Origin of the sequence: Streptomyces sp. NBC_00414, assembly GCF_036038375.1 — a bacterium.
Taxonomy (GTDB): Bacteria; Actinomycetota; Actinomycetes; order Streptomycetales; family Streptomycetaceae; genus Streptomyces.
The window spans coordinates 3,694,305-3,706,523 of the sequence record NZ_CP107935.1; the positions used below are offsets into that span (position 1 = coordinate 3,694,305).

The 12,219-nt window shown below is 71.5% G+C and carries 15 protein-coding genes; 9 read left to right on the forward strand and 6 right to left on the reverse strand.

Features of this window, described 5'->3' with window-relative positions; genetic code table 11:
- Positions 1–167: 167 nt before the first annotated feature.
- The 5 genes from OHS59_RS15740 (at position 168) to OHS59_RS15760 (ending at position 3,396) form a co-directional block, all read left to right on the forward strand.
- On the forward strand, positions 168–500 hold the full coding sequence (locus OHS59_RS15740; protein WP_328494027.1) for a hypothetical protein: 333 nt from the start codon (positions 168–170) through the stop codon (positions 498–500).
- Between the two features lie 192 nt (positions 501–692).
- Positions 693–1,448 carry a GAF and ANTAR domain-containing protein gene (locus tag OHS59_RS15745; protein WP_328494028.1) on the forward strand — a complete coding sequence of 252 codons (756 nt, stop codon included), beginning with the start codon at positions 693–695 and terminating at the stop codon, positions 1,446–1,448.
- Positions 1,449–1,769: 321 nt separating this feature from the next.
- On the forward strand, positions 1,770–2,510 hold the full coding sequence (locus OHS59_RS15750) for a GAF and ANTAR domain-containing protein (protein WP_328494029.1): 741 nt from the start codon (positions 1,770–1,772) through the stop codon (positions 2,508–2,510).
- A 39-nt stretch (positions 2,511–2,549) separates the two neighbouring features.
- Complete coding sequence (locus tag OHS59_RS15755; protein WP_328494030.1) at positions 2,550–2,963, forward strand: helix-turn-helix transcriptional regulator; 414 nt, start codon at positions 2,550–2,552, stop codon at positions 2,961–2,963.
- Positions 2,964–2,967: 4 nt separating this feature from the next.
- Positions 2,968–3,396 carry a VOC family protein gene (locus tag OHS59_RS15760; protein ID WP_328494031.1) on the forward strand — a complete coding sequence of 143 codons (429 nt, stop codon included), beginning with the start codon at positions 2,968–2,970 and terminating at the stop codon, positions 3,394–3,396.
- 45 nt (positions 3,397–3,441) lie between these two features.
- Here OHS59_RS15760 and OHS59_RS15765 read toward each other — a convergent pair whose 3' ends face one another.
- Together OHS59_RS15765 and OHS59_RS15770 are read right to left on the reverse strand one after the other, a co-directional pair.
- The gene (locus OHS59_RS15765) at positions 3,442–3,714 is read right to left on the reverse strand and encodes a hypothetical protein (protein WP_328494032.1); all 273 of its coding nucleotides are present in this window, start codon (positions 3,712–3,714) and stop codon (positions 3,442–3,444) included.
- A gap of 55 nt (positions 3,715–3,769) precedes the next feature.
- Positions 3,770–4,354 carry a dihydrofolate reductase family protein gene (locus OHS59_RS15770; RefSeq protein WP_328494033.1) on the reverse strand — a complete coding sequence of 195 codons (585 nt, stop codon included), beginning with the start codon at positions 4,352–4,354 and terminating at the stop codon, positions 3,770–3,772.
- Between the two features lie 118 nt (positions 4,355–4,472).
- On the opposite strand from OHS59_RS15770, the gene OHS59_RS15775 reads away from it, so the two are divergent.
- Complete coding sequence (locus OHS59_RS15775) at positions 4,473–5,069, forward strand: TetR/AcrR family transcriptional regulator (protein ID WP_328494034.1); 597 nt, start codon at positions 4,473–4,475, stop codon at positions 5,067–5,069.
- A gap of 57 nt (positions 5,070–5,126) precedes the next feature.
- Here OHS59_RS15775 and OHS59_RS15780 read toward each other — a convergent pair whose 3' ends face one another.
- The 3 genes from OHS59_RS15780 to OHS59_RS15790 all read right to left on the reverse strand — a co-directional run bounded on the left by OHS59_RS15780 (position 5,127) and on the right by OHS59_RS15790 (position 8,433).
- Positions 5,127–5,747 carry a GNAT family N-acetyltransferase gene (locus OHS59_RS15780; protein WP_328494035.1) on the reverse strand — a complete coding sequence of 207 codons (621 nt, stop codon included), beginning with the start codon at positions 5,745–5,747 and terminating at the stop codon, positions 5,127–5,129.
- 218 nt (positions 5,748–5,965) lie between these two features.
- A complete protein-coding gene (locus tag OHS59_RS15785; protein ID WP_328494036.1) occupies positions 5,966–7,030 on the reverse strand; it encodes a family 2 encapsulin nanocompartment cargo protein polyprenyl transferase in 1,065 nt (354 codons plus the stop codon).
- On the reverse strand, positions 7,027–8,433 hold the full coding sequence (locus OHS59_RS15790; protein WP_328494037.1) for a family 2B encapsulin nanocompartment shell protein: 1,407 nt from the start codon (positions 8,431–8,433) through the stop codon (positions 7,027–7,029). The genes OHS59_RS15785 and OHS59_RS15790 overlap by 4 nt, the downstream gene beginning before the upstream one ends.
- A gap of 235 nt (positions 8,434–8,668) precedes the next feature.
- Here OHS59_RS15790 and OHS59_RS15795 point away from each other — a divergent pair, with 235 nt between their 5' ends.
- The 3 genes from OHS59_RS15795 to OHS59_RS15805 all read left to right on the forward strand — a co-directional run bounded on the left by OHS59_RS15795 (position 8,669) and on the right by OHS59_RS15805 (position 10,606).
- The gene (locus tag OHS59_RS15795; protein ID WP_328494038.1) at positions 8,669–8,902 is read left to right on the forward strand and encodes a hypothetical protein; all 234 of its coding nucleotides are present in this window, start codon (positions 8,669–8,671) and stop codon (positions 8,900–8,902) included.
- Positions 8,903–9,010: 108 nt separating this feature from the next.
- A complete protein-coding gene (locus OHS59_RS15800; protein WP_328499222.1) occupies positions 9,011–9,586 on the forward strand; it encodes an N-acetylmuramoyl-L-alanine amidase in 576 nt (191 codons plus the stop codon).
- 87 nt (positions 9,587–9,673) lie between these two features.
- Complete coding sequence (locus OHS59_RS15805; RefSeq protein ID WP_328494039.1) at positions 9,674–10,606, forward strand: 1-aminocyclopropane-1-carboxylate deaminase/D-cysteine desulfhydrase; 933 nt, start codon at positions 9,674–9,676, stop codon at positions 10,604–10,606.
- On the opposite strand, the gene OHS59_RS15810 is transcribed toward OHS59_RS15805, so the two are convergent.
- Positions 10,603–12,198 (reverse strand): Na+/H+ antiporter, encoded by a 1,596-nt coding sequence (locus tag OHS59_RS15810; protein ID WP_328494040.1) that lies wholly within the window; start codon positions 12,196–12,198, stop codon positions 10,603–10,605. The genes OHS59_RS15805 and OHS59_RS15810 overlap by 4 nt on opposite strands.
- Positions 12,199–12,219: the final 21 nt, after the last annotated feature.

Here is a 12,219-nt window from a genome sequence, read left to right on the forward strand (position 1 = left end):
CGCACCGCGAACCCGTCTGCCGCACGAGCGCTCCACACCGGATTCCCTACGACCGAAAAGGGAGTGATCCGATCCGATGAGGATCCTGGTCGGCTACGTCGGCGAGCCCGGCACGGCCGTCGACGTCCGGGCCGGGCGGACGTCCGTCGAGCGGGAGGCGCCCGTTGGTGACCGAGACCGACGAGCAGGGATTCCCGCCCACGGGGCGGCTGTGGGAGGCGTTCGTGGTGGAACCGTCCCGCGGGCTGCGCGCCGGCGCGTCCAGAAGCCACGGCGTCGCGCGGGGCAGCGGCCGAACCACTCCGAGGAAGGAGAACGAGAAGAAGGAGACGAAGGAGAACGAGGGCCCGGGTCGGCGCCGGAGCGACCCGGGGCGGCGGCGAAAGGACCGGGACTTCGTGAAGCCGGGCGGACGGTCAGGTTCCGAAACTTGCCCCGGACCCGCTCAGCTGCCCCTGGCGCCCGTGCCCATGCGCCCCGGGACGGTCACCGGTGCGTAAAACTTCGCGCCCGCGAAAAGAAGCGGGCCGGAATATACCACCGCCGTCCACCCACCGTAGTCGCGCGATGGCGCCATGTGCTTGGCTGTCAGTGGAGCGAACAGCAGCAACTCGACCCGACAGCGAAACCTGGGCGCCCGCGGACCCTTCGCTCCGGCTCGGCATCCACACCCAGCCGTCAGGACACGCGTGATGAAGACCGAACCGCTCGCAACCACTGAGGCGCAGGAACTGGCCGCGAACCTGCTCGCCCTGGTCGACGCGCCGTCCCGGGGCGAGAGCGAGGAGCGCCTCCTGCGGCGGCTCACGCGGGTCGCGGTCCTCGTGCCCGGTGTGGAGGCGGCAGCCTGCAGCCTGGCCGGCCCGGAGGGTCCCCTGCACACGGCCGCGTCCGACGAACGGACACGCCGGCTGGAATGCCTGCAGGTCGAGTCGAGGGAAGGGCCCTGCCTGGACATCACCCGAGGCGAGGGGCCCCTGGCCGACATTCCGATGTCCCACCCGCACAGCCGGACCCGCTGGCCCCGCTTCACCAGCCGTGTCCTGTCCGAGGGCTTCACCGCCGTCACGGCCCTGCCCCTGCATCATCAGGAACGGACCCTGGGCGCGCTCGATCTCTACCACCAGCACGGCCGACTGGGGTCGTCGGGCGTCCGGTGGGCCCGGCTTCTCGCCGACGCCACGGCCGTCGGTCTGGCCCATCGCGATGTGCTGCGCGACGCGCTCGTCCGGGGTGATCAGCTGCAGACCGCGCTGAACAGCAGAGTCGTCATCGAGCAGGCCAAGGGCATCCTCGCCGAACGCTTCGACTGCGACCTCCAGGAGGCGTTCGAGCGGCTGCGCGGCCATGCCCGCACGACCCGGACGAAGCTTTCCGACCTGGCCACGCTGATCGTCTCCAACCCGGCCGACAGCCCGCCCTTTCCGCGGCAGCGCCGGGCCCCCTGACGACTGTCGCGCCGACCGCGGTCGGCGGCGCCGGTCCGTCCCGGCCGGTCCGTCCCGGCCGGCTCGTCGCTGTGGCCGCGGTCGCTGTCACGGCCACGGCCGGCGCTCGAACATGACAGCGGCGCCTCCCCCGCACCCGCTCGCCGAACAGGCCCTGGGCGTCCCGTAGTTGACCATCGAACCCGAGCCGTCATCGTCGTAGGCTGAAGGCATCGGCCGTTCCGTCGGCCGTTCTCGCCGGCCGGGAACCGTGGCGGCACAGGGCCCGGCAGGGCGTTGTATCGGCAGAGAGGCACAGCCGAGGACAGGGAGGACGCCGGAATGCCAGAGCAGCCGCGCGAGGAGCGGTTGGCCGCCGCCTTCGCGGAGCTCGCCACCACCCTGACCGGCGAGTTCGACGACATGCACTTCCTGCGCACCCTGTCCGAACGCTGCGTCGACCTGCTGGACATCGCGGCCGCGGGTGTCGTCCTGGCCGCGTCCCGGGACGGCCGGGCGGAGGTCACGGGGTCCGACTCCCGCACCCGCGGCCTGGAACGGAACGGCGTGGACTGGGGCGAGGGGCCGTGCCAGGACTGTCTGCGCACCGGCGATCCCGTCGAGGGAGTCGCCCTCGACCACCCCGACACGGGTACGGCCTGGCCCCGCTTCAGCCGCAGGGCCCGCCGTCTGGGCTTCCACTCGGTCGCCGCGACACCGTTGCGCGTACGGGACGAGGTGGTCGGCGCCCTGAGCCTGTATCTGAGCGTTCCCGGCACACCGGACCCCGGCCGGCTCAGGCTGGGCCGGGCCCTCGCCGACTTCGCCGCCATCCCGATAGTGCAGCAGCGCGAACTGCGCCGGCAGATGCGGCTCACCGAGCAGCTGGAGACCGCGCTGGAGTCCCGCATCCTCGTCGAGCAGGCCAAGGGTGCCCTCGCCCAGCAGCGCCGGATCAGCGTGGACGAGGCCTTCGCGCTGCTGCGCGACCACGCCCGCTCGCGCCGTCGCCGGATCTCGGCCGTGGCCCGGGAGGTCCTGGACGGCACCGGGGACCTGCCGCTCTCCGAGCCCGCGGACTGATCCGGGGGCACTGTCAGTGGGCCGTGGGATGCTGAGGGCATGACCACGGAGGACTTGGTCCGACTGCGCAAGGCACGCGACCGGATGGACCGTGAGTACGCCGAGCCGCTGGACGTGCCCATGCTCGCGCGCACCGCGCTGATGTCCCCGGGCCACTTCCAGCGCAGCTTCCGCGCGGCCTTCGGCGAGACGCCGTACGGCTATCTCATGACACGCCGCATCGAGCGCGCGAAGGCACTGCTCCGGCGCGGCGACCTGAGCGTCACGGAGGTCTGCTTCGCGGTGGGATGTACGTCGCTCGGTTCGTTCAGCTCCCGCTTCACGGAGCTGGTCGGAGAGACGCCGAGCGCGTACCGGGCGCGGTCGCACGAGCCGGGGGCGGCGATCCCGGCATGCGTGGCGAAGACGTACACGCGACCGGTGCGCCGTGCCGCGGCGAAACCTCTAGCGTGAGGGCATGGACCTCAAAATCTCGCAGTGCTTCATCTCGGTCGACGATCACGACCGGGCGCTCGCCTTCTACCGTGACGTGCTGGGCCTGGAGGTCCGCAACGACGTCGGTTTCGAGGGCATGCGCTGGGTCACTGTCGGTCCACCGCTCCAGCCGGACGTCGAGATCGTCCTGGAACCGCCCCTGGCCGATCCGAACGCGCCGGCGGCGGACCGGCAGGCGGTGGCCGAACTGCTGGCCAAGGGGCTGCTCCGCGGCGTCATCTTCACCACGGAGAACTGCGACGCGACGTACGAGCGGCTGCTCGCCGCGGACGCCGACGTCCTCCAGGAACCGATGGACCAGCCGTACGGAGTCCGTGACTGCGCGGTCCGCGACCCCGCGGGCAACCTGCTGCGCTTCACCCAGCGCAAGACCGCGGGCTCGGACAGCTGACCGCCGGCCGGTGGCCGACGGCCACCGGCCATCGGGACCTGCCGGTCAGGAACTCCGCTCCGAGCCCGGGCGTGGCTCCTCGGGCGGGCCCGGCTCGGTCATGCGCGCGGGCTCCGCCTCGGCGGCCGTCAGGATCGGCCCCGTCGCGGGCTTCGCGGGCTCCTGCCCCGCCTCACCCGCCTCGTAGCTCGCGCATCGGAAGTTACGACAGGGGCCGGGGCCCCACACAGGCACGAAGACGCCCAGGGTCTTGTGCCGACGCACGACCATGTCGACGGACTGCTTGCAGACCGGACAGAGGAACTCATCACTGGCCATACCCTCAGGATATTGCGGGACGAGCCGGGCCGACAGGCGAGCGGCACCCCCGGAATCAGCGCTTCCTGCTGTACGTCCGCACGACCGCCCCGTTCTTGAACGTACGCACCTCGCCGAGCGTGAACTCGCTGACCGCGAAACCGGAGCCGAACATCGGCATGCCGGTGCCCAGCACGATGGGGTACGTCTTGATGACCAGCTCGTCGACCTCGTCGATCAGCTCGCCCGCGATCTGCGCGCCACCGCACAGATAGATGCCGAAGTCGCCGTCCTCCGCCTTGAGTTCGCGGACCTTGCCGACCAGGTCGTCGGCGACGATCTCGACGTTCGGGTCGGGCGACTCCTTGAGCGTGCGCGAGGCCACGTACTCGCGCATGTGGGCGTACGGGCTGGTGACGCCGATCCCCAGCGCCAGGTCGTAGCTGCCGCGGCCCTGGACGATCGTGTCGTACTTCTGGTTCGCCAGGTCGTCGAGGCCCGCCGCGCGACGCCCGTGGGTTGGCATCGTCTCGGGATACTCGGCCTTGAGGAACTCGAAGAACTCCTCGTCCACGAAGGGGTACATCGACGCCGCGTCGCCGCCCGGATCGCCGATGAAGCCGTCGATCGAGCAGGCGATGAAATACGTGAGCTTTCGCAAGCCGGTTCCTTTCCGTAGGCTGCTTCAACCACTCCATTCATAGTGCTTCACTTGTAGTGGTTGCAAGGTGATTTCCGGAGATCCCGGTACGGGGCTCAAGTGGGAGAAAGGATTCCGGATGGTGAGCAACCCGCAGCGCCGGGCCGCCCTGGTCGACGCCGGTGTGGAGGTACTGGCGCGCGAGGGGGCCCGCGGGCTGACCTTCCGCGCGGTGGACGCCGAGGCCGGGGTGCCGGTGGGCACCGCCTCGAACTACTTCACCGGCCGCGACGACCTGCTCCGGCAGATCGACGCCCGGCTGCACGAACGGCTCGCCCCGGACCCGGAGGCCCTGGCCGAGCTCCTGAAGGCACCGAGGGACCACGTGCTGATCACGGCCTTCATGCACGACCTCATGGCCCGCGCCCAACGGGACCGCACCGGCTATCTCGGCCTGCTGGAAATGCGCCTGGAGGCCACCCGCCGCCCCGAACTGCGGGCCTCCTACACGAAGACCGTCCGGGCCGACCTCGAACACGGCATGGAGTTCCACCGCGCCGCGGGCCTCCCGGGCGGCGACGAGACCGTGGCGATCCTGTACGTCGCCATGCTCGGCCTGATCCTCGAACACCTGACCCTGCCGGGGGTACTGGACGGCGTACTCCCGGGCGTGAGCGTCCCGGACGGCCTGGTGGAACGAATCGTCACCACCATCGTCCCGCCGCCCACAGCCTGACGCGCGCCCCGAAAGGGCGCGGGGAACCGCGCGACCGGCCCCCACCGGGCCCGCGGCCTACGAACCACCCTCTTGGCGAAGCGCCCCGCGGGGCGCTTCCCGCCACATGGGCCACATGGGCGGCCCCGCGGGCAAAGCAACCTCCCTGCCCGTGAACACGAACCCGAGCCGCTCGTAGAGCGCTCGACCACGCGCACTGCTCGCCTCCAGGTACGCGGCCGTGCCCTCGCTGTCACAACGGTCGAGCACGTGCTGGACGAGGGCCGTACCGAGCCCCTCCCCCTGCCGCCCCGGCCTGACGGCGATCATCCACAGATACTCGTGAGCCGCGCCCACCGGGTGCACCTCGCCGGTCAGCCGGGCGATCAGCTCGACCCGTTCGTTGCCGGGATCGACTGCCTCGCGCAGCTGGGCCGGCCCGTCCTCGTCCTCCTCGTGCGCCTCCGCCGGCATCGACAGCCACAGCGCGCAGGCCGAACCGTCCTCCGTGACGTCCACGTATCCCGCGTCGAGCACGATGTCGAGGAAGGCCCTCATCAGCAGGGGGTGCGTACGCCGCCGGTGGTCCGCGTCGGGAAAGACCCAGCTGCTCACCGGATCGTCCTGGAAGGCCTCGTCGAGAAGCCGCGTCACGTCCTCCCGGTCCCCCGCGCCCGCTCTTCGGATCCCCACGCCCATACCCCGCCCCTTAGCCTCAACGACCCTTTCCCCACTGGCCGTTGCAGCCTAGGCGATCACCCCGTCCGGGGGTGGCGGGTCCCGCGCACCGTGGGGATGCGCGGGGCCCGCCCGGAACCGGAACCTCTCCGCCCCGCCGCGCCGTCAGGTGCCGCACGCGACAGAGAACTCCGGCGTCTCGGTCGGCCGTCTCAGTCGGCCGTCTCGGTCGGCCCTCCTCACGAGTCCCGGCGTGTCACGAACTCCGCCAGGGACAGCAGACCTTCCGCCGCCTCCGGGTCCGGGACGGCACGGGAGAGATGGCCCAGGGCCCGCGCCATCCGGTCGGCGGCCTGGATCTGGGCCCAGTCGCGGCCACCCGCCCGCTCGACGGCGAGGACCGTGCGCTCCAGATCGCCGTCACGGTAGGGAGCCCGGTACAGCTCGGCCAGCTCGGCGCCGGCCGGTGTGCCGGAAGCGAGCGCCGCGACCACGGGAAGGGATTTCTTGCGGGCCATCAGGTCCGCCCCGGCCGGTTTGCCGGTGCGCCCCGGGTCCCCCCAGATACCGATCACGTCGTCGATGAACTGGAAGGCGAGCCCGGCCTCCCGCCCGAACGCGTCGAGCGCCTCGACATCCTCGTCGTCGGCGCCCGCGTACAGCGCCCCCACCGCGCACGCGCATCCCAGGAGCGCGCCGGTCTTGGCCTCGGCCATGACGAGCACCTCGTCGAGCGTGATGTCGTCGGGACCACGACGCTCCAGCGCGGTGTCGGCGTGCTGTCCCGCGCAGAGCTCGACGACACACCTCGCGAGCCGCGCCGCCGCAGCGGCGGAGGCCGGATGCGGATCCTCGGCGAGCAGCCGATGCGCCAGTGCCTGCAGCGAGTCCCCCGCGAGGACCGCGTCGGCGTCGCCGAACACGGCCCACGCGGTGGGCCGGTGCCTGCGGGTGGTGTCCCGGTCCATCACGTCGTCGTGCAGCAGCGTGAAGTTGTGCACCAACTCCACCGCGGCGGCGGCCCGGACGGCCGCCGTCCGCCGGCCGCCGAGTGCCCCGGTCGCGGCCAGTACGAGCGCGGGCCTGATGGCCTTGCCCGCGTTGCCCGCGGCCGGGGTGCCGTCCGCGTGCTGCCATCCGAAGTGGTGGAGCGCGACCCTGCGTATCGGGTCGGGCAGCGAGTCGACGGCCCGGCGCAGTTCGGGTTCGACGGAAATCCGGGCCCGGTCGAGGACCACGGCCGCCTCCTGCCCGCTCGAACCCGCCCACGGGAGCGCCTCGGATGCTGTGCTGACGGACGTCACCGCCAGCGGCCGATCTCGACGTTCTCCAGGACGCCGAGCGCGTCGGGCACCAGGACCGCGGCCGAGTAGTACGTCGTCACCAGGTACGACATGATCGCCTGCTCGCTGATACCCATGAACCGCACCGACAGGCTCGGCTCGATCTCGTCCGGGATACCGGCCTGCTGGAGTCCGACGACCCCCTGCTCCGCCTCGCCCGTACGCATGGCGATGATCGACGTCGTCCTGGCCTCGGTGACCGGGATCTTGTTGCACGGGTAGATCGGCACTCCGCGCCAGGTGGGAATGCGGTTGCCCGCCACGTCCAGGGTCTCCGGGACGAGGCCCCGCTTGTTGAGCTCACGGCCGAAGGCGGCGATCGCCCGGGGGTGGGCGAGCAGCAGCTTGGTGCCGCGCCGCCTGGTGAGCAGTTCGTCCAGGTCGTCCGGGCTCGGTACGCCGTCGTGCGGCTGGATCCGCTGGTCGTACTCGCAGTTGTTGAGCAGCCCGAACTCCCGGTTGTTGATGAGCTCGTGCTCTTGGCGCTCCTTCAGCGCCTCCACCGTGAGCCGCAACTGCTGCTCGGTCTGGTTCATGGGCTGGTTGTAGAGGTCGGCCACGCGTGTGTGGATGCGCAGCACGGTCTGGGCGACGCTGAGTTCGTACTCCCGCGGCGCGGCGTCGTAGTCGACGAACGTCCCCGGGATGGCGGGCTCCCCCGTGTGGCCGGCCGCGAGGTCGATCTCCTTCTCGCCGTACTTGTTGGCGCGCTGGTGCGGGATCGCGCGCAGCTGTGCGAGGTGCTCGCGCAGGGAGTCGGCGCGCTCCGCGATCTGGTCGAAGTGCCTGCGGGACAGTGCGAGGACCGTGCACGCGGTGGTGGCGCGGGCCGTGTACTCCCAGATGGCGTCCGGGTCGAGGATCGCCTGGTCGCCGAAGTAGGCGCCGTCCGCGAGCGTTCCGAGTTCCGCGTCGTCCCCGTACGGTCCGGTGCCGATCTTCTCCACCCTGCCGTGGGCCAGCAGGAACACCTCGTCGGCCGGACTGCCGAACGAGGCGAGTACACCACCCGCCTCGAACTCGCGCTGTTCGCAGCGCGAGGCCAGCTCGGCGAGCACCTCCTGGTCCTCGTAGGTGCGCAGCGCCGGCAGTTCGCCCAGCTCCGCCGGGATGACCTGGACGCGGTCACCGGTCTTCACGAACGTGACCCGGCCGTCTCCCACGGAGTAGCTGAGCCTGCGGTTCACCCGATATGTGCCGCCCTGCACGTTCACCCACGGCAGCATGCGCAGCAGCCATCGAGAGCTGATCTCCTGCATCTGCGGTGCGGACTTGGTGGTGGTGGCCAGGTTCCGCGCCGCGGATGTGCCGAGACTCTTCTGCGGCTGATCCTGGTCCGCGCGGATCTCTTCGCCTACCGACATGAAAGTGTCCTCCCGATCGTGCAATGAGCTGCGGCGCCCACACTTCCATCACCGAGCGTGCCGGTGCTATTACACGAAAGAGGGGGAATGGATCTTCGCGAAGCGGGGCATACTGCGGTCGCCCGTGCGGGCCGGGCGAACCGGTCCGAGACGCTCGTGGGCCCTTCCGGCCGGGAACTCCAAGATCGGGCGGCCCGTTGAGCAGGCAGAACGCACGACGACGGAGGAGACGGCCATGGCAGGCTTCCTGGACCGCGCCAAGGAACAAGCACAGCGCGGCCTCACACAGGGCAAGCAGAAGATCGACGAGGTCCAGGCGCAGCGGGCCGGCGGCGATCTGCTGAAGACCCTCGGCGCGGCCTACCTCGCGGAGCGGCGCGGCAGCGGCTCCCCGCAGGCCACGCAGCAGGCTCTGCAGGCCGTGGAGAGCCACATCGCGACGCACGGGGACGGCTTCCTGCGCGCCTGAGGTCCAACAGGTGGTCCCTGCAGAGGAGTTCCGGGTACAAGCAGCGGTACGAGGCGGCCGCGGCAGGTGGCCGTCGCGCCCTGTGAGGAGGCGGCCGTGGCCCCACCCATGTCCGCGGGCAGTTTTCTGAGCCGGCTCAAGGCGGAAGGAATCACCGTCGTCGAGGTCGGCGACTGGGAGCATCACAACCGCAATCACAAGGGCCCGTGGGGCCCGGTCCACGGCGTGATGATCCACCACACGGTGACGTCGGGCAGCCGGCGTACGGTCGAGCTCTGCCGCGACGGCTACAGCGGGTTGCCGGGCCCGTTGTGCCACGGCGTCATCACCAAGGACGGCCGCGTCCATCTCGTCGGCTACGGCCGGGCCAATCACGCGGGCCTCGGCGACGACGACGTCCTGCGCGCGGTCGTCGCCGAGACGGCCCTGCCGCCGGACAACGAGGCGAACACCGACGGCAACCGCCATTTCTACGGCTTCGAGTGCGAGAACCTCGGCGACGGCGAGGACCCCTGGCCCGACGCCCAGCTGGACGCCGTCGAGCGGGCAGCGGCGGCGATCTGCCGTCACCACGGCTGGACGGAGCGCTCGGTGATAGGCCACCTCGAATGGCAGCCGGGCAAGATCGACCCGCGCGGTTTCACGATGGCCGCCATGCGGGCCCGCATACGCGACCGGCTGTAGGGGCCCGGGACCCGGAGCGGCGCCGGGCCCAGGACGGTGTCGGCCCGGCCCCGCGTGTCGCTCGGACGCGTGTCCGACAATGGGGGTGTGACCGGCCCCGACACCCCTGAAGCTGCCGAGCCCGACCTCGACCTCGGCGTCCTGCGGCCGCGGCTGCCGTCGCCGCTGCGGGAGGTCGAGGACGAGCGCTTCGCGCGGCACGGTGTGCGGCTGCTGCTCAAGCGGGACGATCTGATCCACCCGGAGCTGATCGGCAACAAGTGGCGCAAGCTGGCCCCGAACCTCCGGGCGGCGGCCGGCCGCACGGTGCTGACCTTCGGCGGCGCGTACTCGAACCATCTGCGGGCCACCGCCGCGGCCGGCCGTCTCCTGGGCCTGTCCACCGTCGGCGTGGTGCGCGGTCAGGAGCTCGCCGACCGCCCCCTCAACGCGTCCCTCGCCCGGTGCGCGGCCGACGGCATGCGACTCCATTTCGTCGACAGATCGACGTATCGCCGCAAGAGCGAGCCGGAGACCCTGGCCGCCCTCCTCCGGGCGACCGCCTGCGAGGAGGCGTACGTGGTCCCGGAGGGCGGCAGCAACGCCCTCGCCGTGCGCGGCTGCACGGCCCTGGGCGAGGAGCTGGGCGGACACGCCGACGTCGTCGCGCTGGCCTGCGGCACCGGCGGCACCCTGGCGGGCCTGGCCGGGGGCCTGCCGCCCGGCCGGCGCGCGCTGGGCGTACCGGTCCTCAGGGGCGGCTTCCTCGGCGCCGGGATACGCGCTCTCCAGGAGGAGGCGTTCGGCGGCCCGCGCGGCAACTGGTCCCTCGACGACCGCTTCCACTTCGGCGGTTACGCCCGTACGACTCCCGAACTCGACGCGTTCGCGGACGACTTCGAACAGCGCCACGACCTGCCCGTCGAACGTCTCTATGTCGCCAAGTCGCTGTACGGACTCGTGGTGCTCGCGGCGGAGGGCGCGTTCCCGCGCGGGACGACGGTCGCGGCCGTGATCACGGGCAGGCCGGACGCCTCCTAGGTCGCCTCACGGAACGCCGCCGCCTCCTCCAGGTCCAGTCGGCGCAGCAGGGTCCGCAGCATCTCGTCGTCGATGAAGCGGCCGTCCCGCAGCTTCACGAACATCTCGCGCTCGGCGCTGATCATCTCCCGGGACAGCCGCCGGTAGGTGTCGTCCACGGTCTCGCCGGTGACGGTGTTGACCTGGCCGAGGCGTTCCCAGACCGCGTTGCGGCGGCGTTCCAGGACGGTGCGCAGCCGGTCGGCCAGGGGCGGCGGAAGGGAGTTGCGCTCGTCGGCGAGGAGTTCCTCCAGGCGCGCCTCGGCGGCCCGCGAGGCCTGCGCCTGCGCGTTCGCCTCCGCGAGGGTCTCGGCCTGCTCGTCCCGCCCCGGGAGCTTCAGCATGCGGATGATCGGCGGCAGCGACAGTCCCTGCACGACGAGCGTCCCGATCACCGTCGTGAAGGTCAGGAAGAGGATCATGTTGCGGCCGGGGAAGTCCTCGCCGCCGTCCGCGGTGAGCGGGATCGAGAAGGCGATGGCGAGCGAGACCACGCCTCTCATCCCGGCCCAGCTGATGATGAACGACCCCTTCCAGGTGGGGTTCTCCTCCCGTTCCCGGATCCGCGCGGACAGCAGGCGCGGCAGGAAGGTCGCGGGGTACACCCAGGCGAAGCGGGTCACGACGACGATCACGAAGAGGGCCACCGCGTTCCAGGCCGCGCTCGTCCCCTCGTACTCGCCGAGGCCCTTCAGGATCACCGGGAGCTGCAGGCCGATGAGGGCGAAGACCGCCGACTCCAGGATGAACGCGACCATCTTCCAGACCGCCTCCTCCTGGAGCCGGGTCGCGAAGTCGACCTCCCAGTTGCGGTGGCCCAGGTAGAGCGCGACGACGACCACGGCGAGCACTCCGGAGGCATGCACCTGCTCGGCGACGGCGTACGCGAAGAAGGGGGTCAGCAGCGACAGGGAGTTCTGCAGCAGCGCCTCCGTCAGATGGGTGCGCATCCAGTGGATCGGCACCATCAGGACGAGTCCGACGCCGATGCCGCCGAGGGCCGCGAGCAGGAACTCGCCGATGCCGCCCGCCCAGGTCGCGCCCTCGCCGACGGCGGCGGCCAGCGCCACCTTGTAGGCGGTGATCGCGGTCGCGTCGTTCACCAGCGACTCGCCCTGCAGGATCGTGGTGACCCGCGACGGCAGCCCGACCCGGCGCGCCACCGCGGTGGCCGCGACCGCGTCCGGCGGCGCCACGACCGCGCCGAGCACCAGCGCCGCGGTGAGCGACAGGTCCGGCACGATCACGTACGCGGCCCAGCCGACGGCGAAGGTCGCGAACAGTACGTACCCGACCGACAGCAGCGCCACCGGGCGGACCTGCGCCCGCAGATCGAGGTACGAGCTGTCCGTGGCGGCCGTGTAGAGCAGCGGAGGCAGCAGCAGCGGCAGGACGATGTGCGGGTCCAGGGTGTACTCGGGGACCCCGGGCACGTACGAGACGATCAGGCCCGCCGCGACGAGGAGCAGGGGCGCGGGCACCGGAGTACGGCGCGCGGCACCCGCCACGGCGGCGCTGCCCGCGATCAGCAGGAGCAGGGGCATCACATGCATCGGTATCGGCCCGCTTTCGTT

Excerpts from the sequence above, each read along its gene's own strand:
- OHS59_RS15745 (WP_328494028.1), top strand. The coding sequence starts at position 693 with ATGAAGACCGAACCGCTCGCAACCACTGAGGCGCAGGAACTGGCCGCG.
- OHS59_RS15750 (WP_328494029.1), top strand. The coding sequence starts at position 1,770 with ATGCCAGAGCAGCCGCGCGAGGAGCGGTTGGCCGCCGCCTTCGCGGAG.
- OHS59_RS15755 (WP_328494030.1), top strand. The coding sequence starts at position 2,550 with ATGACCACGGAGGACTTGGTCCGACTGCGCAAGGCACGCGACCGGATG.
- OHS59_RS15760 (WP_328494031.1), top strand. The coding sequence starts at position 2,968 with ATGGACCTCAAAATCTCGCAGTGCTTCATCTCGGTCGACGATCACGAC.
- OHS59_RS15765 (WP_328494032.1), bottom strand. The coding sequence starts at position 3,714 with ATGGCCAGTGATGAGTTCCTCTGTCCGGTCTGCAAGCAGTCCGTCGAC.
- OHS59_RS15775 (WP_328494034.1), top strand. The coding sequence starts at position 4,473 with ATGGTGAGCAACCCGCAGCGCCGGGCCGCCCTGGTCGACGCCGGTGTG.
- OHS59_RS15780 (WP_328494035.1), bottom strand. The coding sequence starts at position 5,747 with ATGGGCGTGGGGATCCGAAGAGCGGGCGCGGGGGACCGGGAGGACGTG.
- OHS59_RS15790 (WP_328494037.1), bottom strand. The coding sequence starts at position 8,433 with ATGTCGGTAGGCGAAGAGATCCGCGCGGACCAGGATCAGCCGCAGAAG.
- OHS59_RS15795 (WP_328494038.1), top strand. The coding sequence starts at position 8,669 with ATGGCAGGCTTCCTGGACCGCGCCAAGGAACAAGCACAGCGCGGCCTC.
- OHS59_RS15800 (WP_328499222.1), top strand. The coding sequence starts at position 9,011 with ATGTCCGCGGGCAGTTTTCTGAGCCGGCTCAAGGCGGAAGGAATCACC.
- OHS59_RS15810 (WP_328494040.1), bottom strand. The coding sequence starts at position 12,198 with ATGCATGTGATGCCCCTGCTCCTGCTGATCGCGGGCAGCGCCGCCGTG.